The sequence below is a fragment of the Streptomyces kronopolitis genome, assembly GCF_050953795.1.
Lineage (GTDB): Bacteria > Actinomycetota > Actinomycetes > Streptomycetales > Streptomycetaceae > Streptomyces > Streptomyces kronopolitis_A.
In genome coordinates this window covers 3,847,423-3,868,405 of sequence record NZ_CP191850.1, presented here as the reverse complement: position 1 = coordinate 3,868,405, position 20,983 = coordinate 3,847,423, and the positions used below count along the sequence as shown (strand labels likewise).

General features: G+C 71.8%; 20 protein-coding genes. 10 read left to right on the top strand and 10 right to left on the bottom strand.

Annotated features, from left to right (window positions below):
• Positions 1-71: 71 nt before the first annotated feature.
• The gene (gene argS, locus ACQP17_RS17015) at positions 72-1,835 is read right to left on the bottom strand and encodes an arginine--tRNA ligase (RefSeq protein ID WP_433857048.1); all 1,764 of its coding nucleotides are present in this window, start codon (positions 1,833-1,835) and stop codon (positions 72-74) included.
• A 143-nt stretch (positions 1,836-1,978) separates the two neighbouring features.
• Between argS and lysS the strand changes: the two genes are divergently transcribed.
• Entirely contained in the window at positions 1,979-3,760 is a 1,782-nt protein-coding gene (lysS, locus tag ACQP17_RS17010) for a lysine--tRNA ligase (protein WP_433857047.1), read from the top strand.
• 146 nt (positions 3,761-3,906) lie between these two features.
• On the opposite strand, the gene ACQP17_RS17005 is transcribed toward lysS, so the two are convergent.
• The 3 genes from ACQP17_RS17005 to ACQP17_RS16995 form a co-directional block, all read right to left on the bottom strand.
• The gene (locus ACQP17_RS17005) at positions 3,907-5,334 is read right to left on the bottom strand and encodes a DUF2637 domain-containing protein (protein WP_433857046.1); all 1,428 of its coding nucleotides are present in this window, start codon (positions 5,332-5,334) and stop codon (positions 3,907-3,909) included.
• Between the two features lie 217 nt (positions 5,335-5,551).
• Complete coding sequence (locus ACQP17_RS17000) at positions 5,552-6,265, bottom strand: DUF3558 family protein (protein ID WP_433857045.1); 714 nt, start codon at positions 6,263-6,265, stop codon at positions 5,552-5,554.
• A 192-nt stretch (positions 6,266-6,457) separates the two neighbouring features.
• Positions 6,458-7,348, bottom strand: coding sequence for a hypothetical protein (locus ACQP17_RS16995; RefSeq protein ID WP_433857044.1), 891 nt, complete (start codon positions 7,346-7,348; stop codon positions 6,458-6,460).
• Between the two features lie 161 nt (positions 7,349-7,509).
• Here ACQP17_RS16995 and ACQP17_RS16990 point away from each other — a divergent pair, with 161 nt between their 5' ends.
• From ACQP17_RS16990 to ACQP17_RS16980, 3 genes are all read left to right on the top strand, one after another.
• A complete protein-coding gene (locus tag ACQP17_RS16990) occupies positions 7,510-8,766 on the top strand; it encodes an RtcB family protein (protein WP_433857043.1) in 1,257 nt (418 codons plus the stop codon).
• Between the two features lie 82 nt (positions 8,767-8,848).
• The gene (locus ACQP17_RS16985) at positions 8,849-9,928 is read left to right on the top strand and encodes a PQQ-binding-like beta-propeller repeat protein (RefSeq protein WP_433857042.1); all 1,080 of its coding nucleotides are present in this window, start codon (positions 8,849-8,851) and stop codon (positions 9,926-9,928) included.
• The gene (locus tag ACQP17_RS16980; RefSeq protein WP_433859924.1) at positions 9,892-10,422 is read left to right on the top strand and encodes an RtcB family protein; all 531 of its coding nucleotides are present in this window, start codon (positions 9,892-9,894) and stop codon (positions 10,420-10,422) included. Before ACQP17_RS16985 ends, ACQP17_RS16980 begins: the two co-directional genes overlap by 37 nt.
• A 204-nt stretch (positions 10,423-10,626) precedes the next feature.
• Here the strand turns inward: ACQP17_RS16980 and ACQP17_RS16975 are convergent, their stop codons facing one another.
• The 3 genes from ACQP17_RS16975 to ACQP17_RS16965 all read right to left on the bottom strand — a co-directional run bounded on the left by ACQP17_RS16975 (position 10,627) and on the right by ACQP17_RS16965 (position 13,646).
• On the bottom strand, positions 10,627-11,385 hold the full coding sequence (locus tag ACQP17_RS16975; protein ID WP_433857041.1) for an SDR family oxidoreductase: 759 nt from the start codon (positions 11,383-11,385) through the stop codon (positions 10,627-10,629).
• Between the two features lie 79 nt (positions 11,386-11,464).
• Positions 11,465-11,800, bottom strand: coding sequence for a YnfA family protein (locus ACQP17_RS16970; RefSeq protein WP_433857040.1), 336 nt, complete (start codon positions 11,798-11,800; stop codon positions 11,465-11,467).
• 175 nt (positions 11,801-11,975) lie between these two features.
• Complete coding sequence (locus tag ACQP17_RS16965; RefSeq protein WP_433859923.1) at positions 11,976-13,646, bottom strand: FAD-dependent monooxygenase; 1,671 nt, start codon at positions 13,644-13,646, stop codon at positions 11,976-11,978.
• 180 nt (positions 13,647-13,826) lie between these two features.
• Between ACQP17_RS16965 and ACQP17_RS16960 the strand changes: the two genes are divergently transcribed.
• The gene (locus ACQP17_RS16960) at positions 13,827-14,546 is read left to right on the top strand and encodes a TetR family transcriptional regulator (RefSeq protein WP_433857039.1); all 720 of its coding nucleotides are present in this window, start codon (positions 13,827-13,829) and stop codon (positions 14,544-14,546) included.
• A gap of 18 nt (positions 14,547-14,564) precedes the next feature.
• On the opposite strand, the gene ACQP17_RS16955 is transcribed toward ACQP17_RS16960, so the two are convergent.
• Positions 14,565-15,380, bottom strand: coding sequence for an AraC family transcriptional regulator (locus ACQP17_RS16955; protein ID WP_433857038.1), 816 nt, complete (start codon positions 15,378-15,380; stop codon positions 14,565-14,567).
• Positions 15,381-15,471: 91 nt separating this feature from the next.
• Between ACQP17_RS16955 and ACQP17_RS16950 the strand changes: the two genes are divergently transcribed.
• A complete protein-coding gene (locus tag ACQP17_RS16950) occupies positions 15,472-16,089 on the top strand; it encodes a TIGR03086 family metal-binding protein (RefSeq protein ID WP_433857037.1) in 618 nt (205 codons plus the stop codon).
• Positions 16,090-16,094: 5 nt separating this feature from the next.
• Here the strand turns inward: ACQP17_RS16950 and ACQP17_RS16945 are convergent, their stop codons facing one another.
• Positions 16,095-16,532, bottom strand: a complete 438-nt coding sequence (locus ACQP17_RS16945; RefSeq protein ID WP_433857036.1) for a MazG-like family protein — start codon at positions 16,530-16,532, stop codon at positions 16,095-16,097.
• 82 nt (positions 16,533-16,614) lie between these two features.
• On the opposite strand from ACQP17_RS16945, the gene ACQP17_RS16940 reads away from it, so the two are divergent.
• Together ACQP17_RS16940 and ACQP17_RS16935 are read left to right on the top strand one after the other, a co-directional pair.
• Positions 16,615-17,121 (top strand): cupin domain-containing protein, encoded by a 507-nt coding sequence (locus ACQP17_RS16940; RefSeq protein ID WP_433859922.1) that lies wholly within the window; start codon positions 16,615-16,617, stop codon positions 17,119-17,121.
• Positions 17,118-17,942 carry an SDR family NAD(P)-dependent oxidoreductase gene (locus ACQP17_RS16935; protein ID WP_433857035.1) on the top strand — a complete coding sequence of 275 codons (825 nt, stop codon included), beginning with the start codon at positions 17,118-17,120 and terminating at the stop codon, positions 17,940-17,942. The genes ACQP17_RS16940 and ACQP17_RS16935 overlap by 4 nt, the downstream gene beginning before the upstream one ends.
• 94 nt (positions 17,943-18,036) lie before the next feature.
• On the opposite strand, the gene ACQP17_RS16930 is transcribed toward ACQP17_RS16935, so the two are convergent.
• A complete protein-coding gene (locus ACQP17_RS16930) occupies positions 18,037-18,588 on the bottom strand; it encodes a hypothetical protein (protein ID WP_129249696.1) in 552 nt (183 codons plus the stop codon).
• Positions 18,589-18,911: 323 nt separating this feature from the next.
• Here ACQP17_RS16930 and hemL point away from each other — a divergent pair, with 323 nt between their 5' ends.
• Entirely contained in the window at positions 18,912-20,219 is a 1,308-nt protein-coding gene (gene hemL / locus ACQP17_RS16925) for a glutamate-1-semialdehyde 2,1-aminomutase (protein ID WP_433857034.1), read from the top strand.
• Positions 20,220-20,270: 51 nt separating this feature from the next.
• Positions 20,271-20,951 (top strand): histidine phosphatase family protein, encoded by a 681-nt coding sequence (locus ACQP17_RS16920; protein WP_189102309.1) that lies wholly within the window; start codon positions 20,271-20,273, stop codon positions 20,949-20,951.
• Positions 20,952-20,983 lie beyond the last annotated feature (32 nt).

Sequence of the window (20,983 nt, the reverse complement as noted above, 5' to 3'; positions counted from 1 at the left end):
AAACGGAACGGCCCCGTACAACAGCTGCGTTGTACGGGGCCGTTCCGGCCAGACCCTAGGCGAAGACGGGCTCAGAGGCGCTCGGGAGTACGGATTCCGAGCAGGGCCATGCCCTGGTGGAGGGTGCGGGCGGTCAGGTCGCAGAGGAACAGCCGGTTCGCGAGCTGGTCCGGGCCGCCCTCGGCCTTCAGGACCGGGCACTGGTCGTAGAAGGTCGTGAAGAGCGAGGCGAGGCCGTAGAGGTACGCGGCGAGCTTGTGCGGCTCGTACGACGCGGCGGCCTCGGCGAGCACCTCGCCGAACTGGTCGAGGTGCAGGCCCAGCGCCCGCTCGGCCGGGGCGAGCGGAAGCTCCGGGTGCGCCGCGGGGGCCGCGTCACCGGCCTTGCGGAAGATCGACCGGATACGGGCGTAGGCGTACTGGAGGTACACCGAGGTGTCGCCGTTGAGCGACACCATCTGGTCCAGGTCGAACTTGTAGTCGCGGCTGGCCGACGTCGACAGGTCCGCGTACTTCACCGCGCCGATGCCGACCTGTGCGCCGTTCTCGGTGATCTCCTGCTCGGTCAGACCGACCGCCGCGCCCTTCTCGCGCACCACCGTCGTCGCCCGCTCGGCCGCCTCGTCGAGGAGGTCCTCCAGGCGCACGGTCTCGCCCGCACGGGTCTTGAACGGCTTGCCGTCCGCACCGAGGACCGTGCCGTAGCCCATGTTGTGCGCGGTGACGCCGTCGGTCAGCCAGCCCGCCCGGCGGGCCGCCTCGAAGACCATCTTGAAGTGCAGCGACTGGCGGACGTCGACGACGTACAGCAGCGTCGTCGCCTTCAGGTCCAGGACGCGGTTGCGGATCGCGGAGAGGTCGGAGGCCGCGTAGCCGAAGCCGCCGTCCGCCTTCTGCACGATCAGCGGCACCGGCTGGTCGTCCTTGCCGCGGATCTCGTCGAAGAAGACGACCAGCGCGCCCTCGGAGCGGACCGCGACGCCCGACTCCTCCAGCAGCCGCGCCGTCTCGGCCATCATGTCGTTGTACGCGGACTCACCGACGATCTCGTCGTCGCGGATCTCCATGTCCAGCTTCTCGAAGACCGAGGAGAAGTAGACCTTCGACTCGTCCACGAACCGCTGCCACAGGTCGAGGGTCTCCTTGTCGCCGCTCTGGAGCGCCACGACCCGCTTGCGGGCCCGCTCCTTGAACTGCTCGTCGGAGTCGAAGACTGCGCGCGAGGCCTTGTAGACGCGGTTGAGGTTGCTCATCGCCTGCTCGCCGTCGACGTCGGCCGCCGGGGCCAGCTCGCCGGGGTTCTCGATCAGGTACTGGATGAGCATGCCGAACTGGGTGCCCCAGTCGCCGATGTGGTGCCGGCCGATCGTCCGCTCACCGGTGAAGTCCAGCATGTGGCGCAGGGCGTCGCCGATGACCGCCGAGCGCAGGTGCCCGACGTGCATCTCCTTGGCGACGTTCGGCTGGGCGTAGTCGATGACCGTGACGCCGGGCCGCTCCTTCAGCGGGACGCCCAGCCGGTCGTCGGCGGCGCGCGCGGCCAGCGTCTCGGTGATCGACCGGTCGGTGACCGTGATGTTGAGGAAGCCGGGGCCGGAGACCTCGACCTCCTTGAAGAGGGGGTTCTCGCCGATCTCCGCGACGACCTTGGCCGCCAGCTCCCGCGGATTGCCCTGGAGCTTCTTCGCCAGCGCCAGCATGCCGTTGGCCTGGTAGTCGGCCCGGTCGCTTCGTCGCAGCAACGGGTCGGCGGCGCCGGCCTCCGGCAGGGCTGCCGAGAGGGCGTCCGCGACGCGCTGATGGACCGAAGCTGCGAGGGAGGTGACCGAGGCCATGGAGAGGTGCTCTCTTCCGGAAGGGAGGTGTCGTCGGAGTGGAAAGGGTTTGCCAACGAGTATCCCACGGCACTACCACTGATTTTCCGTCTGGGACAATGGGCACCGTCAGGCTTTTGTGCGTCCGCGCGCAGGACGGCGCAATGGGGATACACCAGGAAGAGGAAGGGCCGATCGTGGCTCAGCAGAGCACCGAGACCGACTGGGTCTCCAGGTTCGCCGACGAGGTCATTGCCGAGGCGGAGCGCCGCGCCCCGGGCAAAACGGCCGCCGGGGCCTCCGCGCCGGTGATCGTCTGCGCCTCGGGCCTGAGCCCGTCCGGCCCGATCCACCTCGGCAACCTCCGCGAGGTCATGACCCCGCACCTCGTCGCCGACGAGATCCGCCGCCGCGGCTACGAGGTCCGCCACCTCATCTCCTGGGACGACTACGACCGCTACCGCAAGGTCCCCAACGGCGTCCCGGGCGTCGACGAGTCCTGGGCCCAGCACATCGGCAAGCCGCTGACCGCGGTGCCGGCCCCGGCCGGTTCGCCGTACCCGAGCTGGGCGGAGCACTTCAAGGCCGCCATGGCCGAGGCGCTCGCCGAGATGGGCGTGGAGTTCGACGGCATCAGCCAGACCGAGCAGTACACCTCCGGTGCCTACCGCGAGCAGATCCTGCACGCGATGAAGCACCGCGCGGACATCGACGCGATCCTCGACCAGTACCGCACGAAGAAGGCGCCCGCCAAGAAGTCGCAGAAGCCCGTCGACGAGGCCGAGCTGGAGGCCGCCGAGGGCTCGGGCGCGGCCGGCGAGGACGACGGCAGCGGCGGCTCGGCCGGCTACTTCCCGTACAAGCCCTACTGCGAGCGGTGCGAGAAGGACCTGACCACGGTCACCTCGTACGACGACGAGACCACCGAACTCGCCTACACCTGCACGGAGTGCGGTTTCGCCGAGACGGTCCGGCTCAGCGAGTTCGACCGCGGCAAGCTGGTCTGGAAGGTCGACTGGCCGATGCGGTGGGCCTACGAGGGCGTGCTCTTCGAGCCGTCCGGCGTCGACCACTCCTCGCCCGGCTCGTCCTTCGTCGTCGGCGGCCAGATCGTCCGGCAGATCTTCGGCGGCGAGCAGCCGATCGGTCCCATGTACGCCTTCGTCGGCATCAGCGGCATGGCCAAGATGTCCTCGTCGCGCGGCGGGGTGCCGACGCCGGGTGACGCGCTGAAGATCATGGAGGCGCCGCTGCTGCGCTGGCTGTACGCGCGCCGCCGGCCCAACCAGTCCTTCAAGATCGCCTTCGACCAGGAGATCCAGCGGCTCTACGACGAGTGGGACAAGCTGGAGTCCAAGGTCGCGGACGGCACCGCACTGCCGGCCGACGCCGCCGCGCACTCCCGCGCGGCCCGGACCGCCGCCGGTGAGCTGCCGCGCACTCCGCGCCCGCTGCCGTACCGCACGCTCGCCTCGGTCGCGGACATCACCGCGGGCCACGACGAGCAGACGCTGCGGATCCTCGGCGAGCTGGACCCGGCCAACCCCGTCACGGACCTCGACGAGACCCGCCCGCGGCTCGACCGGGCCGAGTACTGGATCAACACCCAGGTCCCGGCCGAGCAGCGGACCATCGTGCGCGACGAGCCCGACGAGGAGCTGCTCGCCACCCTCGACGAGCAGGCCCGCGGCTCGCTGCGGCTGCTGCTGGACGGCCTCGCCACGCACTGGTCGCTGGACGGGCTGACCACGCTGGTCTACGGCGTGCCGAAGGTGCAGGCGGGCCTGGAGCCGGACGCCAAGCCGACCCCGGAACTGAAGGTCGCCCAGCGCAGCTTCTTCGCCCTCCTCTACAACCTCCTGGTCGGCCGGGACACCGGTCCGCGGCTGCCCACGCTGCTGCTGGCGGTCGGCGCCGACCGGGTGCGCAAGCTGCTGGGGGAATGAGGACGGCCGGTGGGCCGGTGCGTCGTTGCCGCTGAGTCGTGGGCCCCGGGAGGGGATATGGCTCAGCGGTGAGGAAAGGGGGCGGCCCCGGGAGGAGACATCCCGGGGCCGCCCCCTTTTCCCTGGCCGAAGCCGTGCGCGGGGGGTTACGCGATGTGCTCCTCCATCAGCTCCGCGTTGAGGCGGTCGCTGAACTGGTCCATGTAGCGGTTCAGTTCGCGCGATTGCAGACGGACCCCGAACTGCGCCTCCACGTTGGCCGCGAACGCGCCCGGTGTCGGCATGCCCTCGCCCTCTATCGAGTGCCGGAACACCTGGTAGAGGTCCTCGTCGGCCGGGGTGGCGGCGGGTTGCGGGGCCGGCTCCGGCTGGACCTGCGGGGTTGATGGGGCTGATGGGGCGTCCGGCTGCGGGGTGCCCTTGCCGAGGGGGCGGGTTCCCCCAGCGCCGTTCGGTACCGGGACGGAGGCCTCGGGGGCCGGCGCCGCCGGCTGGTCCCGCTCGTGCGTCGGCAGCTGCCGCTGCTCGTCGGGGGAGGGCTGGTGCTCCTGCTCCGGGACGAACGCCGGGTCGTAATCACCCTGGTACGTCCCCTGCTGCGGCGCCGCGAACCACTGGCTCGGCGTGCCCTGGTTCGGCGCGGCTTGGTCCGGCGGCGTGCCCTGGTTCGGCGCGGCTTGGTTCGGCATTCCCTGGGGCGGGGTGCCCTGGTTCGGCATTCCCTGGGGCAGTTCCTGGGCGTGCACGGCCTGGGACGGTGCTGCCTGGCTCGGCGCGGTACGGGGTGGCTGGCCCTGGGCCGGCAACTCGCGGCCCGGCATGCTCCGGGGCGCCGGGTCCGGGGCGGACTGCGTGGGCCGCGCTGCCGTCGCCGGCAGCAGCTGAGGGTCGATGCCCGCCGCGGCCAGCCCCTCGGGAGCGGTCTGCGCCAGCGGCACCCCGTACCGCGCCAACCGCAGCGGCATGAGGGATTCCACGGGGGCCTTGCGGCGCCAGCCCCGCCCGAACCGGGAACGCAGGCGGGCCTGGTACACCAGCCGCTCCTGCTCCAGCTTGATCACCGCGTCGTAGGAGCGCAGCTCCCACAGCTTCATCCGCCGCCACAACAGGAAGGTCGGGAGGGGCGACAGCAGCCAGCGGGTGAGGCGGACGCCCTCCATGTGCTTGTCCGCCGTGATGTCGGCCATCCGCCCGACGGCGTGCCGGGCGGCCTCGACGGTGACGACGAACAGCACCGGGATGACGGCGTGCATGCCCATGCCCAGGGGGTCGGACGCCGCCGCGGCGTTGAAGGCCACCGTCGCCACCGTCAGCAGCCATGCCGTCTGCCGCAGCAGCGGGAAGGGCATGCGGATCCAGGTCAGCAGCAGATCCAGGGCGAGCAGGACGCAGATGCCCGCGTCGATGCCGAGCGGGAAGAAGTAGGCGAAGGTGCCGAAGCCCTTCTTCAGGGCGAGTTCCCGCACGGCCGTGTAGGAGCCGGCGAAGCCGATGCCGGCGATCACGACCGCGCCGGCGATGACTACTCCGATGAGTATCCGGTGTGTGCGTGTCAGCTTCAGCGGCGCGGCCACCCGAGGACCCCTCCCAGTCGATCAGTTGCGAGCGACAGCCTGGCACATGCGTGCGAAGGGGCGTGTGCCGGTAGGGGCGGGGGCCGGTGAAGGGGTGCTCACACGGGGTGGCGGTCCTCACCGGGCGGGCCGGGCGGCCGGGCGGGGCCGGGCGGGAGAGCCCACGCGTGGGCGGAAGGGCCCCGCACCGGGGGACGGTGCGGGCCCTTCCGGTGGATCAGCTGCCGTTGGCCTTGGTGGCGGAGGCGACGGCTTCCTTGGCGGCGGCCTGGGCCTGCTTGAGCAGGTCGGCACTCTTGGGGGCGTCCGCGCCGGCCAGGCCGGCACCGTTGTAGTTGATCGTGACGACGATGTTGGAGGTGCGGGCGACGATGGTCGTGTTCTTGAAGTCGTTGCCCTCCTTCTTCACGTCGTAGGTGATCGCGGTCGCCTCGTCGCCGGTGCCGGAGGTCTTGATGGCCGACAGCTTCTTGGCGCCCTTGGCGTCCTTGGCGTCACTGACCTGCTTGGTGTAGAAGTCCGTGGCGCGCTGCTCGCCGGAGCCGACGCCGGGGTCGGAGTCGTAGCGCTGGAGGCCGATGTCCAGCCAGCGGAACTGGGTGCCGTCGACACCGTTCTCGTCGGAGCTGGTCCACGAGCAGGTGCCGTGGGCGGTGTTGTCCGAGGAGTCGCCCTGGTTCCCGGAGGCGTCCTTCACCTTGGGCAGCATCTTCTTGATGGTGTCCTTGGAGAACGTCTGGCACGGGTTGGGCAGCTTCTTGAACTTCGCGGGGGCGACGGTCGGCGCGGAGGACTTGGCGCTGCTGGAGGGGGCGGAGGCGGAGGCGTCACCGGAGCTGTCGCTGTCCGAGCCGGAGCAGCCGGCGACGAGCAGCACCGGAACTGCTGCGCAGGTGAGAAGGCTGGCGAGTCGCTTGGCTGAACGGTGCATGGTTCCTTCGCTGTTCGTCGTCGGGTCGGCATGGCCGGCCATCAGGCCCGCCCCGTCCCGTCTACGGGCAGGGCTAGACGCACGGTACGCGGCGCGACGGGGTGGGTGACCGATTCCTGTCGATGAGTGCGCAGCCCAAAACGGGCGCTTCTTCGCCTTGTGTGGCGAGTCGGTCAAGGTGTGCGATCCGGACTATTCGCTGAGGCTGTCGGAGAGCTCGCCGGCCAGCGAACGGGCCTTGTCCTGCAGTTCCTGGCTGTCCGGCAACATCGTCTTGTCCGTCGACCACTGGTCGTACGTGAGCGTCACGATCACATTCGACGTGCGAAAGACCACAGTGACGTCGCGGTGCACTCCGGAGTCCGCTGTGACCAATTTGTCATTGAGGAAGGCGTCGTCCGCGAGGTCGTCCAGGGCGCGGGGGGCGGTCGAGCCGCTCGGCTGCGCGCTCGGGTCGGAGGACTGCGAGGGGCTGCCCGACGCGTCCTTGTCCTTCGCGTCCGGTGCGCTGTTCGTGACGGGCCCGGTGCCCTTGTCCTTGCCCTTGGCCTTGTCCGCGCCCTTGTCCGCACCCTTCGGGGTGGACGGGGACGGTGAGGCGGGCGACGGGGAGCCGGCGCCGGACGGTATCTGTGCGGCCTGCGCCTTGGAGTCGTAGATCTCCTGCGCCTTGTCGTCATCGCTGACGGCGCCGTCGTAGGACACCACGCGCTGGATGTCGAGGCCGATGTGGCGGGTGCCGGCGGTGGTCTCGCGGGTCCAGCGGCAGCCGACGCGGCGGTCGGTGTCGTAGGTGATGTCGGCCTGGCCGCGGTAGAGCTTGTCGGCCTCCGCGGACGACAGGGACTTGTCGTCGCCGGGCAGCATGCCGCGGATGGCGCTGCGCGAGGGCAGCCCGCAGGCCTCGGGGAGGGTCTGGTAGCGGCCCGGTTCGGCGGCCGGATTCGAACTGGCGGCGCTGCCGCCCTTCGCGTCGGCGCCGCTGCCGTCCTGGCCGGAGCCGCCGCTGCAGCCGGCGAGGCCGACGGCCAGCGCCGCGGCCGCCACCACCGCGGCACCGGGTACGAACGACTTGCGTGGCATCGCTCGCGGCTCCTTCCCTGGGAAATCTGGTTGCCGCCGGTCGGCGGCCGATGGACACAATGTCTATCGCACGTCTTGCCGCCTACGCCGGTTTGCCGTCCAAGATCGGATAACTTGTCCGGCTTTTGCGTTTTTCATAAATTCGGGGGAATGGGGAAGTTATGTCCTATGTCGAGGTGCCTGGTGCCCAGGTTCCGATCCGGATGTGGACGGACCCGGACGGGGTCGAGGACGTAGCCATGCGGCAGCTGCACAACGTCGCCACCCTGCCGTGGATCAAGGGCCTGGCCGTGATGCCGGACGTGCACTACGGCAAGGGCGCCACGGTCGGCTCGGTGATCGCCATGCGCGGCGCGGTCTGCCCGGCGGCGGTCGGCGTCGACATCGGCTGCGGGATGAGCGCGGTCAAGACCTCGCTCACCGCCAACGACCTGCCCGGCGATCTGTCCCGGCTCCGCTCGAAGATCGAGCAGGCCATCCCGGTGGGCCGGGGGATGCACGGCGACCCGGTCGACCCCGGGCGGCTGCACGGCTTCCCCACCGCGGGGTGGGACGACTTCTGGGCGCGGTTCGGCGGCGTGGCCGAGGCGGTCAGGTTCCGGCAGGAGCGGGCGACCAAGCAGATGGGGTCGCTCGGCAGCGGCAACCACTTCATCGAGTTCTGCCTCGACGAGACCGGCGCGGTGTGGCTGATGCTGCACTCCGGCTCCCGGAACATCGGCAAGGAGCTGGCCGAGTTCCACATGGGCCAGGCGCAGAAGCTGCCGCACAACCAGGGCCTGGTCGACCGCGACCTCGCCGTCTTCGTCGCGGACACCCCGCAGATGGCGGCGTACCGCAACGACCTGTTCTGGGCGCAGGAGTACGCGAAGCACAACCGGGCCGTGATGATGGCGCTCTTCCAGGACGTGGTCCGCAAGGAGTTCAAGAGGGCCAAGCCGGTCTTCGAGCCGGTGATCTCCTGCCAGCAGGAAGATAGTCAAGGTCAGATGAGGACGGTGGAGTACCGCCCTGGTGTGATCAGCTGCCACCACAACTACGTCAGCGAAGAGCGGTACGACGGCATGGACCTGCTGGTTACCCGCAAGGGAGCCATCAGCGCCCGTGGAGGTGAGTGGGGAATCATCCCCGGCTCGATGGGGACGGAGTCCTACATCGTCCGTGGCCTGGGCAACGAGAAGTCCTTCAACTCCGCCTCGCACGGTGCCGGCCGCAAGATGAGCCGGAACGCTGCGAAGAAGCGGTTCTCGACGCAGGACTTGGAGCAGCAGACGGCGGGCGTGGAGTGCCGTAAGGACTCTGGCGTGGTGGACGAGATTCCCGGCGCGTACAAGCTGATCGGCAAGGTGATCGAGCAGCAGCGGGACCTGGTCCAGGTTGTCGCCAAGCTCAAGCAGGTCGTCTGCGTGAAGGGCTGAGCGGAGCTGGCGGTTTCGACGGCCACGTCCGGCCGCCGGAATCGGCTGGCTCTTGCGGTGGGGCGTTTGATTGAGTGCGGAGATGTCTGAGGAAGTCCTGTGGGAGCGGACGCTGCACCAGCGTCTCCACCCGTGCACGGTGGCCGTGGCGGGGGACTGCGTCGTCGCCCATGAGCGGCAGAGCCGTCTGGTCTGCTTGGACTGGCGGGACGGCACGCTCCGATGGGACGTCCCGTTCGGTCTCTGGCCGCGTTCGGTCGTGGCGGCCGGTGACCACTGCCTCGGCATCGCGCAGAACACCGACGTCCTCACCTGCTGGGATCTCCGCACCGGGGCCGTGCTCTGGAAGGCCGATCTCCCTCGACTCGCCGGGCACATCGTGGTCGGCGACGACACCGTGATCGTAGGCGGCTGGCGCGGCTACACACCGCTGCACGCTTTCGACCTGTCCACTGGCCGCCTCCTATGGAGCACAGGTGAACGCCACGACACCGTCCGCCCCCTGGTCGTCGGCGATGCCGTTCTGATGGGGGAGGGGCGCGGGGCGAGCGTGCGTCTGATCCGGATGCGTGACGGCTGGGAACGGGCCCGGTGGGAGCTTCCGGAGCCGTTGACCGCCGCTGATGCGGGGATGCTCTTCTCCTGGGCGGGCGCTGACCGTGTCCTGGCCCGCTGCGGGCAGAGCACCGTCGTCGAGATCCGCATCGGGGGTGGAACCATCCGCACCCTCCGGTGCCATGACAGAGCTCTGGCGCCTACTGCGGTCCAGTGCGCCGGCGGACTGCTGTGGCTGCGGGAGCCCACGGGATACGCAGTGGCCGACCTCGCCGAGGGAGCACTTCGGTGGCGGATCGACCTCCGGCAGCGACCGGCCGAGGGCGTGATCCCTGCTGGGGCCGGGTTCCTGATCGGTGGCGACCAAGGCGCCCTGTTCCACATCGACTCCACCGGGCGAATCATCAAGCGCTCGGCTGTGAGCCGACATATTGCCGAGCTGTGTTCTACCGGCCCGGACAACAGCCCCGACGCATTGATCGTGGCCACACGTGGCACCCTGCTCGCGCTCAGGATCGCGGCCGACGACACGTCGCGGGGGCCCTTGCATGACGATGGGCCACACCATCGCTGGGTTCGCTCGGGTGGATCGCCTGGGCTGCTCTGAGGTACGACTTTGGGGCGACACGTGCGGGGAGAGCAGCAGCGTCTGCAATGTGGCGGCCGAGTGTCCCGCCGCAAACTTTCCTGAAGGTACAGGTCAGTTGTAGCCACCACAACTATGTCGCCGAGGAGTGCTACGACGACATGGATCTGCTGGTGACCCGCAAGGGCGCGATCCGGGCCGGCAGCGGCGAGTACGGCATCATCCCGGGCTCGATGGGGACCGGCTCGTACATCGTCAAGGGCCTGGGGAACCCCGCGAGCTTCCAGTCCGCCTCGCACGGCGCGGGCCGCAGGATGAGCCGGAACGCCGCGAGGAAGCGCTTCTCCGCGCAGGACCTGATGGAGCAGACGCGGGGCGTGGAGTGCCGTAAGGACTCCGGGGTGATCGATGAGATCCCCGGCGCCTACAAGCCGATCGAGAAGGTCATGGAGCAGCAGCGGGACCTCGTGGAGGTCGTGGCCCAGCTCAAGCAGGTGGTGTGCGTGAAGGGGTGAGCCCCGGCACCACCTGCGATCGGCAAGCCCCGGACCCGACGTGGTCCGGGGCTTTCGCGGCGCGGCGCCGGGGGAGCGGCGCGGGAGGCGCGGCACGGTTTCGCGGTGGCGAGCCGGTGGGCCGCGGTGGGCCGGCGGCCGTGGTGCCGGGCGCGGCCCGGGGCTCAGGTGGTGCGGGGTGGGCTGCCGGGCCGGCGCCGTGGCTCAGGTGGTGCGGTGGACCTTGGAGTTGGAGGCCTGGGCGCGGGGGCGGACCACCAGCAGGTCGATGTTGACGTGGGCGGGGCGGGTGATGGCCCAGGCGACGGTGTCGGCGACGTCCTCCGCGCTGAGCGGCTGGTCGACGCCCTCGTAGACCTTGGCGGCCTTGGCGGTGTCGCCGCGGAAGCGGGTGGTGGCGAACTCGTCGGTCCGGACCATGCCCGGGGCGACCTCGATGACGCGCACCGGCTCCCCGCACAGCTCCAGGCGGAGGGTCTCGGCGATGACGTGCGCGCCGTGCTTGGCCGCGACATAACCGCCGCCGCCCTCGTAGGTGCCCAGGCCCGCGGTGGAGGACAGCACGACGACGGTGCCGTCGCCGGAGGCGGTGAGCTGGGGCAGCAGCGCCTGGGTCATGTGGAGCACGCCCAGCACGTTGACCTCGTACATGGCGCGCCAGTCGGCGGGGTCGCCGCTGGCGACCGGCTCCGCGCCGTAGGCACCGCCGGCGTTGTTGACCAGGACGTCGAGGGAGGGGAAGCGGTCGAGCCAGGCCGCGAAGGTGTCGACGGCGTCGCGGTCGGTGACGTCGAGCGGGTAGGCCTCGGCGTGCGGCAACTCGGCGGCGAGCGCCTCGATGCGCTCCTTGCGGCGGGCGGTGAGCACCACGTGATAGCCGGCCGCGGCCAGCGCTCGGGCGGTGGCCGCGCCGATGCCGCTGCTCGCTCCGGTGACGACGGCGGTACGGGCCTCGGCGGTCATGCGACTCTCCTCGGGCGATGGGGTGGGTCCCCGCTCCTCATGGGCGCGGGGGGTGTCCGGCCAGGATAGGCGGGGGTGTTCACCGGCCCCGGGGCGCGTACATGAGCACGGCCATTCCGGCCAGACAGATCGCCGCGCCCAGGATGTCCCAGCGGTCGGGGCGGTAGCCGTCGGCGACCGCGCCCCAGGCCAGCGAGCCGGCGACGAAGATGCCGCCGTACGCGGCCAGGATCCGCCCGAAGTTGGCGTCCGGCTGGAGGGTAGCGACGAAGCCGTAGAGCCCCAGCGCGACCACCCCGGCGCCGATCCAGACCCAGCCCTTGTGTTCGCGGACGCCCTGCCACACCAGCCAGGCGCCGCCGATCTCGAAGAGGGCGGCGACGACGAAGAGGGCGATGGAACGGGCGATCACCATGAGGAAAGCCTACGGACGCCCTGCCCGTTCCGACGCGATGAGCACGGGTGCGGTGCGTGCAGTGCTCGGAACGGGGGCTCAGTGGTCGGTGCGGGGGCCTGGTCGGAACGGGGGCTCCGTGGCCGGGACGGAGGCCGCGGTCGGGCCGGGGCCGTCCACCACCGGTGGCGCTGTCTCAGTGACCCGTGGGCATGTCCGCGGCATGTCCTGACGGGGTGAGCGCGCCGGATATGGGGCCGTCGTCCCCGGACTCGGCACCGGTCCAGTGCCGTACGGCGGTGCGCAGGGCGCGGGCGCGCTCGGCGGGGGCGGTGGCGTCGGTGGCCCAGGCGATATAGCCGTCGGGACGGACCAGGACGGCCGTGCGGCGGGCGCTGCGCCAGTGGACGGTCACGGGGCGGTTGTCGGTGGGGTGGGTGCCCGCGGTGGCGCGGTCGTCGGTGCGGCGGCCGTCGCCTGGCTCGTCGGCCGGGCGCGCACCGCCGGGCTCGTCGGCGGGGGTGATCAGGACGAACCTGCCCTGGCGGAGCACCTCGTAGAGGCGGCTGCCGTCGGCCAGCCGGATGTCGGGGGCGCGCTCGCCGGCCAGCCGATGGGCGCCGGGCCCGGCGGGGTAGGCGATGCCGAGGCCCGAGATGGCGAGGATGGCGCGGTTGGCCAGCGGCCCCAGACGGCGCAGGAGCCGGGTGGCGGTCGCACGGGCCACGCGGCCGGGGAAGGACTGCATCAGGGCGAGCCGGACCAGGGCGCCGCTGCTGCGCAGGACCGCCTTGCCCACCGGGTGGCGCTCGGCCTGATAGCTGTCGAGCAGGCTCTCGGGGGCGTGTCCCCGGAGTACCGCGGCCAGCTTCCAGCTGAGGTTCGCGGCGTCCTGAAGGCCGGTGTTCATGCCCTGGCCGCCGGCGGGGGAGTGCACATGGGCGGCGTCGCCGGCGAGGAAGACCCGGCCGACGCGGTACTGGGGGGCCTGACGCTCGTCGCTGTGGAAGCGGGAGATCCAGCGGGCCTCGTGCATGCCGTAGTCGCTGCCCAGGGCACGCCGGGTGATGTCGCGGATCTCGTCGAGGCTGACGGGTACGTCGTCGTCGGCCTGGTGCTCGGGGCTCCAGCCGATGACGCGATACCAGCCGTCACCGAAGGAGCTGAGCAGGGCGAACGCCTCCCCTCCGGCACCGACGTTGAAGGGTGACGAGGGCTCCCGGGTCAGCCGGACATCGGCGAGCAGCAGGGAGCGGATGACGGACTTACCGGGGAAGGGCTGGCCGATGGCCTCGCGGATGGTGCTGCGGACGCCGTCGGTGCCGACCGTGTAGGCGGCGCGGAGGCTCCCGAGGCCCTCGGGGGTGCGGAAGCGCACCGTCACGCCCCCGGCGTCCTGGTCGAGACCGAGCACCTCGGAATCGGGGCGGAAGGTCACACCGGCCCGGCGGGCCCGCCGCTCCAGCAGCCGCTCGACCTCGAACTGCGGGGTGACCAGGACGAAGGGGAAGCGGGAGTGGAGCCGGGACGCGTCGATGGTGGCGCCGCCGAAGAGGAGGAGGGAGGAGAGCGGATACCCGCCGGCGACCAGCTCGTCGGCGAGGCCGCGGGCGTCCAGCTGCTCCAGGGTGCGGGCGTGGACCACCAGGGCGCGGGTGAGGTTGCTGATCTTTCCGGGGCGGCGCTCCAGCAGCGTGACCCGCAGTCCCGCCTCGGCGAGGTCTCCGGCGAGCAGCAGGCCGGTCGGGCCTGCGCCCACCACGAGGACGTCCGTGTCGTGGGAGGCGTCGCGCGTCGTGCCGCGGGTCGCTTCCGCCGGTGCATTCCGGGGGCCGCTGTCGCTGGTCTCGGGGTTCCTGGCATCCATGGTGTCCATGGCTTCCGCCCTCCTGTGCCCTGTGGCAACTCTGCCGACCGTGCAACCGTGACCAACCCTGGCGACCTGCCGACCCTGTCGGCCTGCCAACGCATGTTGGTCAACGCTTGTTGGCAAGCTTAGGGCGGCTCGGCCTGGCATGTCAACAGCCGTTGGCCTACAGTTGTGGACATGGCCGATCACGCTCCCTCCGCCGCCGGATCCGCGCCCGAAGACGCGCTGGCAGCCGCCCTGCCGGGCACGTCCGGCGCCTCCGCGTCCGGCGCCTCCGCGTCCGGCCGGACCGGCGACCCCGGCGACCCCGCCGCCCCGGCAGCCGGAGCGGAGCGGACCGCCCGCCCCCGCCGCTCGGACGCCACCCGGGCCGCGATCCTGGCCGCCGCCCGGGACCGCTTCGCCGCGGACGGCTACGAGCGCGCCACCATCCGCGCCATCGCGGGCGACGCGGGCATCGACCCGTCGATGGTCATGCGCTACTACGGCAACAAGGCGGGCCTCTTCGCCGCAGCCTCCACCATCGAGGTGCACGCCCCCGACCTCACCCATGTCCCGCGCGAGGAGGCCGGCGCCCGGCTCGTCCGCCACTTCCTGGAGCGCTGGGAGCACGACGAGACGCTGACCGGGATGATGCGTGTCGGCGTCACCAACGAGGCGGGCGCGGAGCGGATGCGCGGCGTGTTCGCCGAGCAGATCAACCCGGTCCTCGCCGCGGTCTGCCCGGTCCCCGAGGAGGCGCAGGCCCGCGCCGGGCTGATCGCCTCACAGATCCTCGGCATGGCGCTGTGCCGCTATGTCCTGCATCTCCAGCCGACGGTGGACCTCAGCCGCGACGAGCTCGTGGCCTGGATGGCGCCCACCGTCCAGCGGTATCTGACCGCCGAACACCCCTGACGAGAGCGGCCGGCGGACTCAGCGCGGGTAGGCGGTCGGCGGGACCCCGACGGTGGCGGTGACCTCGCGGATCAGATGGGCCTGATCGCTGTAACCCAGCTCGGCGGCGAGCGCGGCCCAGTCGACCTCCGCGTCGGACGCGGCGCGCTCCAGGGCCTCGTGCACCCGGTAGCGCAGCACCACCCACTTGGGGCTGACCCCGACGTACCCGGCGAACAGCCGTTGCAGCGCCCGCAGGGACATGCCCTCGGACCGTGCGAAGTCCGCGACCCGGCGGATCGTCCGGTCGGTGCGGATCCGGTCGGCCAGCCGCATGGCGAGCCCGGCCTGGGCGAGGACCGGTGGCCCGGCCCGCAGCAGCGGGGTCAGCACGGCGTCGAGCGCGGCCACCCGGGCGTCCTCGTCGTCCGGGTCCAGTACGGCGGCCGCGGGGGCGTCGGCGTCGGAGTACCCGAAGACCGTCGCCAGCGGCAGCCGGCGGTCCGTCCAGTCGGTCGCCGGCCGCTCCGGGGCGAACGGGCGGAACCCGCCGGGCCGGAACTGCACCCCGCACACCCGCCCGCGCCCCGTCAGCTGCTGGGCGAACAGCGCCCGCCCCACCCCCGCGACCTCCCCGAAGCCCGGGCGGTCGGCGTACCGCTGGAAGACGAGGTTCACGCACGGATGCGGAACGACATGGGTGGCATACGGCTCGGAGAGGTCCCAGTCGATCAGCCAGTAGTGCTCGACGTAAGGGCGCAGCGGTGCGGCGGGGGTGCGGCGGCGGAACTGCACCCGCGTGAAGAGCCCGGGGGCGTCGACGATGCCCCGGGTGTCGCGCCGTGGAGCGGCCATGCCCTGGATCCTAGGACGGGCCGTGGCGGGGGCGGGGGACCTGTCGCGTTTTTTCAAGCCGCCGCCTCCCGTGGCCCGTAGCGTCCTCGGCATGAACGGAATGAAAGACGCACATGGCACGAATGACGTGGACGGTCTCCCGATCAGTGCGCTGCTCGCCGCGGCGGGCGAGGCGGCGCTGCCCGTCCTGCGCGGTGTCGGCGAGGACCAGCTGAAGCGGCCGACGCCCTGTGCCGAGTACGACGTACGGGCGCTGCTCAACCACCTCTTCCAGGTGGTCGTCACCTTTCAGGCGCTGGCCGCCAAGGAGGACGTCACGTTCGGCAGCCCGCCCGACCGGCTCGGCGAGTTCGGGGCACGGTGGCCCGACCGGTTCGCGGACGAGACGACGCGGCTGGTCGAGGCCTGGGCGGCGCCCGGCGCGGAGGAGGGGACGACCGGCGCGATGAACCTGCCGGCGCGCACCGTCGGCGCGATGGCGCTGCTGGACCTCACGGTGCACGCCTGGGACGTGGCACGGGCGACCGGGCAGCCGCACGCCCCGCCCGCCGGCTGTGTGGCCGAACTGCGGGCCCTGGTCGACCGGATGGGCCCCACGGCACGGACGATGAACGTCTTCGCCGCGCCGCTCCCCGTCCCGCCCGGCGCCGGTGACCTGGAGCACCTCCTGGCCGAGACGGGCCGCGATCCGTTGTGGACGGCGGGCTGAGGGGCTCAGCGGGCCGGTGTGTCGCGGTGACCGTCCGCGGGTGACGGCACCCGGGCCGCGATCCGCCGCAGATGTCCGTCGAACACCCCGCGGGCGCCGGGCGTCAGGGTCCGCAGGGCCACCATCGCCGTGACGATCACGTCGCACAGCTCGCCGTGCACCTCGTCCCAGGTGTGACTGCGGCCCTTGCGCGGGTTCTGGCCGGTGGCCCCGATGACGGCCTGGGCGACCTCACCGGCCTCCTCCGACAGCTTCAGCAGCCGCAGCAGCCGCTCCTGTTCCGGCGGCAGACCGCTCTCCCGGTCGAGCCAGCGGACGATCTCGTCGACCGCGTCCCAGACGGCCGTGGTGTCCAGGGGAACCGCGGGGTCCAGGGGGGCCGCCCCACCGGATGCCGTACCGGGGGCGGCTGCTGACGGGCTGTCGGGCGAGGTGGCGGACATGGCCCGATTGTGCCCCGCGGCGGGCCGCCGCCCGCCCTAGGATCAGGCCGTGGTCGGCGACGAGTGGGAGGCGACTGCGCAGATGGACGACCGGCACACGTCCCGTGATCCCCTGCCCGAGGCGCTGATCGAGTTCTACGGGCTGGCGCCGCTGCCCCGCGAGGGCGGGCTCTTCCGGCGTACCTGGGCGGGGCCCGAGCGCCCCGACGGACGGCCCGAGGGCTCGGCCATCGTGATGCTGCTGACCGCCGAGCCGGGCGACTTCTCCGCGCTGCACCGGCTGCCCGCCGACGAGATCTGGCACTTCTACCGGGGCGATCCGCTCACCCTCTTCCTGCTGGCGGAAGGCGGCGGGGCCCGTACGGTCGTGCTCGGGCCGGACGTCCTGGGCGGGCAGCACGTCCAGTTCACGGTGCCGGCCGGCACCTGGATGGCCGCCGAGGTCGCCGACGGCGGCTCCTGGACGCTCTTCGGCTGCACGATGGCGCCCGGATTCACCTTCGCGGACTACGAGCACGGGGACGCCGCCGCACTGGCCGCGCGCTTTCCCCGGGAGGCGGCGCGGATCACCGCGCTGAGCCGGCCGTGACCCGCGAGGCTCCGCGGCGGGACGGCGCCGACCGCGATCCCGGGCTGCCCGATCTGCGCGGCCAGGTCGCCCTGGTCACCGGCGCCTCCGGGGGCCTGGGGCGCGGGATCGCGCTGCGGTTCGCCGCCGCGGGCGCCGCCGTCGTGGCGCACTACCGCACGGGCGCCGAGGCGGCGCGGGCGCTGGTCGAGCGGATCGAGGCGGACGGCGGGAGCGCGCTGGCGCTGCGTGCCGATCTGGCCGCCGAGGAGGAGTGCCACCGCCTGGTCACCGAGGCGGCGGGCTGGCGCGGGCGGCTGACCGCGCTGGTGAACAACGCGGGGGTGCAGCCGACGCAGGAGCTGGCGGGGATGTCGCTCGCCGACTGGCGGGCGGTGGCGGATCCCACGGTGCACAGCGTCTTCGCCTGCACCCAGGCCGCGGTGGACGTGATGCGGGCCGGCCGGGAGACGTCCGGACCGGCGGGGGGCTCGATCACCCACATCGCCTCGATCGAGGCGGACCGTCCGGCGCCGCGGCACGCCCACTACTGCGCGTCCAAAGCGGCGGTGGTGATGCACGCGCGGTCGGCGGCGCTCGAATACGGGCCCCACGGGATCCGCGTCAACAGCGTCTCGCCCGGCCTGATCGACCGCCCCGGGCTGGCGGCGGACTGGCCCGAGGGGGTGGGCCGCTGGCAAGAGGCGGCACCCGCCGGGCGGTTGGGGCGGCCCCGGGACGTGGGCGACGCCTGTGTCTTCCTGGCCTCACCGATGGCGTCCTGGATCACCGGACAGGATCTGGTCGTCGACGGGGGTGTCTCGGCCCGGCCCACCTGGTGAACGGGGAGGGGTCAGGGGGAAGGGCGAAAGCGGCCCGATCGGCGGGCGGCCCGTGCACCGCGGTGCACGGGCCGCCCGCCCGGGCGCTGAACCGTTACGGCCACACCAGGCAGTACGCCTGATGTCCCGCCTCGTGCAGCCGGTGGCTGAAGTCCTGCCACTCGTGCAGCAGCTGGTAGACGGCGAAGGCGTCGCGCGGGCCGCCGCGGTCGGGGACGGTGGACCAGATGAAGGCGGCCGCGCCGACCGACTCCTCGCCCACCCCGCGCAGCGGGTCCACCACGGTCATGGGGAGCTTGACCACGGCGTAGTCGGGGTGCAGGACGACGAGCTCCAGCGGCGGAACCTTGTGCAGCGGTATGCCCTCTATACCTGTGAGCACCATGGCGGCCATGGTCTCCGGCTTGATCTTGGAGAACATGCCGCCCATGCCGAGTTCGTCACCGCCGAGTTCCTCGGGGCGCATGGAGATCGGGACGCGGGCCGCGGTCGCGCCGTTGGGCGCGCCGAAGTACTTGTACGTCACCCCCATGCGGCCGCCCCTGATGTCCCCGCCCGTGGTTTCCTCACGCCGGTGACGGCCGCGCTGGGCGCGCTCGGGACCCCGGTCATTGGTTCCCTCGCCCAGTTCGCCACCGCGATGCATATCTCCACCCGACCACTCGCAGCCCCAGCCGCGCAACCCGATCATCGTCTCAGAGACCTCCCCCGTCACCGGCGCGTGAAACGCCCGGCCGCACGCCCCCGTGCGCCTCTGAGACCATTGCTTGCGTGACTTACTCGTACGTCGGCCCCAGTTTCGCAGACGAGTGGGGGCTGACGCCCGGTCGAAAGCGAGAGGAATCAAAAAAGGACCGGGACTGAACCGGGCGGCTCGTGCACACGTACCGCGCGGGGAATCCCGTCCCGATGCCAGCCGGGCCGCGTCCGCACGCCGCCCTCCCCCCGTTTATGCAGGTCAGGATCACCGTGTCTTTTCCGTATGAAGCCCCAGTTTCGCAGTCGCTGTTCGACCGGGCGTCCGCCGTGACGCCGGGCGGCGTCAATTCACCGGTCCGTGCGTTCCGCGCCGTGGGGGGAACGCCCCGGTTCATGGTGTCCGGCAGCGGTCCGTACCTCACGGACGCCGACGGCCGGGAATACGTCGACCTCGTGTGCTCGTGGGGCCCGATGATCCTCGGGCACTCGCGCCCCGAGGTGATCGCCGCGGTGCAGGACGCGGTCGCCCGCGGTACGTCCTTCGGCACGCCCGGCGCCGGCGAGGTCGAGCTGGCGGAGGAGATCGTGGCCCGCATCGAGCCGGTCGAGCAGGTGCGGCTGGTCTCCAGCGGCACCGAGGCGACGATGTCGGCGATCCGGCTGGCGCGCGGCTTCACCGGCCGGCCGAAGGTGATCAAGTTCGCGGGCTGCTACCACGGGCATGTCGACGCGCTGCTGGCCGCCGCGGGTTCGGGCGTGGCGACCTTCGGTCTGCCCGACACGCCGGGGGTGACGGGTGCCCAGGCCGGCGACACGATCGTGCTGCCGTACAACGACCTGGAGGCGGTGCGGGCCGCGTTCGCCGCGCACCCGGGTGAGATCGCCTGTGTGATCACGGAGGCGTCGCCGGGCAACATGGGCGTGGTGCCGCCGCTGCCCGGGTTCAACCAGGGCCTGAAGGACCTGTGCGCCGGCAACGGTGCCCTCTACCTCTCCGACGAGGTGATGACCGGCTTCCGCGTCAGCAAGGCCGGTTGGTATGGAATTGATGGGGTACGTCCGGATCTGATGACCTTCGGCAAGGTCATGGGCGGCGGCTTCCCGGCCGCGGCCTTCGGCGGCCGCGCCGATGTCATGGCGCACCTCGCCCCGGCCGGCCCCGTCTACCAGGCGGGCACCCTGTCCGGGAACCCGATCGCCACCGCCGCGGGTGTCGCGCAGCTGCGGCTGCTGGACGACGCCGCGTACGCGAAGGTCGACGCGGTCTCGGCGGAGCTGCGCGCGCTGGTCACCGCGGCGCTGGCGAAGGAGGGCGTGGCGCACCGGCTCCAGGCCGCGGGCAACATGTTCTCGGTGTTCTTCACGGACGCCGAGGTCACCGACTACGACACGGCCAAGGCGCAGGACGCGTTCCGCTTCACCGCCTTCTTCCACTCGATGCTGGCGCAGGGCGTCTACCTCCCGCCGTCCGCCTTCGAGTCGTGGTTCGTGTCGACCGCGCACGACACGGCGGCCGTCGAGCGGATCGCCGCCGCCCTTCCGGCCGCCGCGCGGGCCGCGGCCGAAGCGACCGCCTGACTCCAGGCACGGTTCCGGCGCCGCCGGCCGACGACTGAATGAATGGGTGACATGAGCAGCGAAGACATCACCGTCGTGCATCTGATGCGGCACGGCGAGGTGCACAACCCCGACGGCGTCCTCTACGGGCGCCGGCCCGGCTACCACCTCTCCGACCTGGGGCGGAAGATGGCCGACCGGGTCGCCGAGCACCTGGCGGGGCGCGACATCACGCATGTCGTCGCCTCCCCGCTGGAGCGCGCGCAGGAGACCGCGGAGCCGATCGCCGGAGCGCACGGACTGGAGCTGGCCACCGACGAGCGGCTCATCGAGGCCGGCAACGTCTTCGAGGGCAAGACCTTCGGGGTCGGCGACGGCGCGCTGAAGAAGCCGGGGAACTGGAAGTACCTGACGAATCCGTTCCGCCCGTCCTGGGGCGAGCCGTACATCGAGCAGGTCGTGCGGATGATGGCGGCGCTGGGTGCGGCGCGGGACGCGGCGCGCGGGCACGAGGCGGTGGCGGTCAGCCACCAGCTGCCGATCTGGATCGTGCGCAGCTTCGCCGAGCGGCGCCGGCTGTGGCACGACCCGCGGAAGCGGCAGTGCACGCTGGCCTCGCTGACGTCGTTCACCTTCCACGGTGACAAGATCATCTCGGTGGGGTACGGCGAGCCGGCGCGTGACCTGGTTCCGTCCCACCTCCTGGCGGGCGCCAAACCCGTCAAGGGAAAGGCCAAGGCTTTCGGGGCCTGACGGTGCATCACCTGGCGGAACGTCAAAGCCAG